This window comes from Streptomyces sp. NPDC002055 (assembly GCF_040296705.1).
Lineage (GTDB): Bacteria > Actinomycetota > Actinomycetes > Streptomycetales > Streptomycetaceae > Streptomyces.
This window is the reverse complement of the sequence record NZ_JBEOXS010000135.1, coordinates 1-2,789: the sequence shown is the minus strand read 5'-3', so window position 1 is coordinate 2,789 and position 2,789 is coordinate 1. Positions and strand designations below refer to the sequence as shown.

Genomic DNA, 2,789 nt, shown 5'->3' with positions numbered 1-2,789 from the left:
ACCCGCACCACGACGGCGCGGCACCCGACCGACCAGCCCCCACCCCCTCCGAGGAGGACCCGCCGGAGGCAGCCTTTCCGCCCCCGCCGGCACCCTCACTCGGAGAAATTCCTTTGCTGCATCTCCCCGAAGAAGCGATAGGCAAGGCGAGACCATTCCTTGTTGAACGCATCAACAAACTCGATCGACCGCGCACCAGCGCGACTGTGGGCGGCCCCCCAGGACAGGAATAGAATATCCAGCGAATCTTTTACGGATTCCAGCATCACCGCAAGGTCGGCTTGCGGGAGAGATTCAAGATCCTCCGGTATTGAAAACAGCTCACCTATAACCGGGTGTGCCGTATTTAGACGGATCATCGTGCGACCCGCTAGGGAACTCACAGTAAAGAGTTCACCGTCGACTTCGGAGTCCAGGCCATTCAGGACAACCGTTCCTTGCCCCTCTTCGCCCCGCAGGCTGGCAAGATGCCTTTCCTTTCGAGCGTCGCGGGACCTCTCCACCAAGGGTGGTGCAACCGGAGACCCTGAATTACCTCTTGAAACCATTTGAGGAGACGCGGGATTACTAGCAGCTTCCCACATCCCATGGAATCGCAGCACGAGCGCCTGCTCGTCGGGCTGGGTGACCGACCACCGCCCCAGAACACGAACGACTACTTCCAGCTTGCTCCAGCGTGGAAACGAAGCGCCTTTGAGAATACTGTTGACCGTCTCATGAGAGATCACATCCGACAGGTCTGATTCTCTGACGGCCTGGCTGATTCGCCGAGCCCCCGGCTGTCCGGCTTGTCGGTACAGGTCATGGAGCGATTCCAAAAGTTCCCGGTGTGCCCCAGGTTTCACGGTTGCTCGGCTCGGCATAGGTACGGCCACCCAAACCCCCCGTCAGATTGTGTCAGGCAGCATGCTGCCTGGACTTCGGTCGAGGCGTCAACTTTCGTAAGGTCACCCCCCATCGCCATGTCTAACATCGTCAGCTTTTGCCACTTTGATACAGCTTCCGTACCAGCAATGTCGCCGCGGCGGCAGGGTGGAGGTATCGAAGACGGCAGCGGGAGTAAACCGTGACATGGGATCAAGTGACCCTTTTCATTCTGAGCCTCTATGGACTCTTGGGGCTTTCTTTGAGTCTGATCAGTGAATTCCTGCGTCAACTCCTTAAGGTCATCAGAGCGTGGCAAAGGTTGCGATCAACGATTCACGAACTTCCCGATATCGAAAGCACTGGATCGGAGCCGCCGACGCCCTCAGAAACTGACAGCACCGTCGAATCGCAATGGAGCCCGGAGGGGGGTGGCGGCCAACCTCGCCATGATGAATGACTGAAATTCTACGAGGCGGATTTCCCATCACCACAATGCAGGCTGATTGACGGGACCCCATTGCACGGACCGAATGGTCGCGGTCAATGCATTGTCGCTGAGGTTAAATGCCGGGAAAGGGACCACATTTCCGGGGCAGCACCCGCCCTCGTCTTCCCATCGGTCGACGGCCTCGCGCTCGGCGCGGGCCCGCTGTTCGGTGAGGGTGACCGGCTTCCGGTACAGGTTGCGGGCGCTGGAATCGAGCGGCGGGAGCACGCGGGCTGCGGCCTTCTGGTCGTCGCGGCGCTTGTAGCGTCGCCGGACCCGGGCGAACCGTGCCTCGTAGGCGGCCTGGTCGCTGTCGTGGAGTCCGGCCGGGTGGAGCCGGACCAGTTCAAGGGCGACCTGACCCATCTGGCTGGGGGTCAGTACGCGGGTGCCGTCGTCCTGGCGGACGGCGACGAGGAACCGTGCGGCGAACAGGGCTTCGGTCCGGTCGCGACTGATCCGCCGGCCACCGGACCACACACCGCGCCGGGCTGCCTGCCGGGCCCTACCGTCTCGCCAGTACAGGCGCCCGGACTCGGCGGCCTCCAGCACACGGACGTGCCCCGCCGTCCAACCGAGTTCGGCAACGTGTCCTTCGGCGAGATACCGGTTCCTCACCGCCTGGTCCCGGTTGTCCGCGTCCATGCCGGTGGCCGCGCGCTCCTCGGCCTCCCGCTCGGCCTCTTCCCGACGACGTTCGGTCTCCCGCTCGGCGTACTCGGCCGCCGTCAGCTTGCGCTCCAGCTCGGCCCGCAGGTCCTCGGCCGTCGTCTCGGCTCCGGCGGCCGACTGAGCCCGAACAGCGTGGTCGACGGCCGCACGGGCGCAGCACAAGGGAGCGCTGCTCGGCATGGCGGGGTCGTCGGCGTACTGCTCGGCGCGGTCGGCCCATTTCTCGGCTTCGACCGCTTCCTTGTGGGCCGCGTGCATGGCCGCCTCCAGGCGGGCGGCGGCGCCGGATCGGCTGCGACACATGGCGGTCATGACGTCGTCGGCTGCGGTGACGGCGAGGATCGCGGCCTGCCGGGCGACCTGGATACAGGTCTGCGGAGAGGGGTCTCCGGGGTGGGCAACCTGATGCGGGGCGGCGGGTGCGTTCTCGGGCATGGGGGTGTTCCTCGGGATCTCGGTGGTGCGGTCGGCGGTGTGCCGTACCGGCGTCGGGGAGGTGCCGCCCGTCATCGTGCGGAGCGCGATGGACCGTGCCGTCGTGCCCGCAGGGCACGCCCTTGGTCAGGCGTCCGGACGGGACGGGAGGGCCGCCCGCGGCCCGGAGGGTTCGGCCGGCTGCGAGCCGGGCCAGGCTGAGCCGTCCCGGAGGGACGCCCTTCCTACAGGGCCCGGTGACCGGCGCCGGCCGCCGACGTGGGCGGCCCCGCCCGATGGTGGGCGGAGCGTGGGGTGGGCCGCCCGATGGCCCCCCCCCCCACCCCCG

At 66.0% G+C, this 2,789-nt stretch carries 2 protein-coding genes; both read right to left on the bottom strand.

The annotated features are described in order from the left end of the window. Window positions 1-95: 95 nt before the first annotated feature. Complete coding sequence (locus tag ABT112_RS34910) at window positions 96-728, bottom strand: hypothetical protein (RefSeq protein WP_351515805.1); 633 nt, start codon at window positions 726-728, stop codon at window positions 96-98. Between the two features lie 623 nt (window positions 729-1,351). After that, window positions 1,352-2,461, bottom strand: a complete 1,110-nt coding sequence (locus ABT112_RS34905) for a hypothetical protein (RefSeq protein WP_351515804.1) — start codon at window positions 2,459-2,461, stop codon at window positions 1,352-1,354. Window positions 2,462-2,789: the final 328 nt, after the last annotated feature.

Bases quoted from the DNA above. Each gene is read 5' to 3' on its own strand.
- ABT112_RS34905 (WP_351515804.1), bottom strand. From the start codon at position 2,461: ATGCCCGAGAACGCACCCGCCGCCCCGCATCAGGTTGCCCACCCCGGA.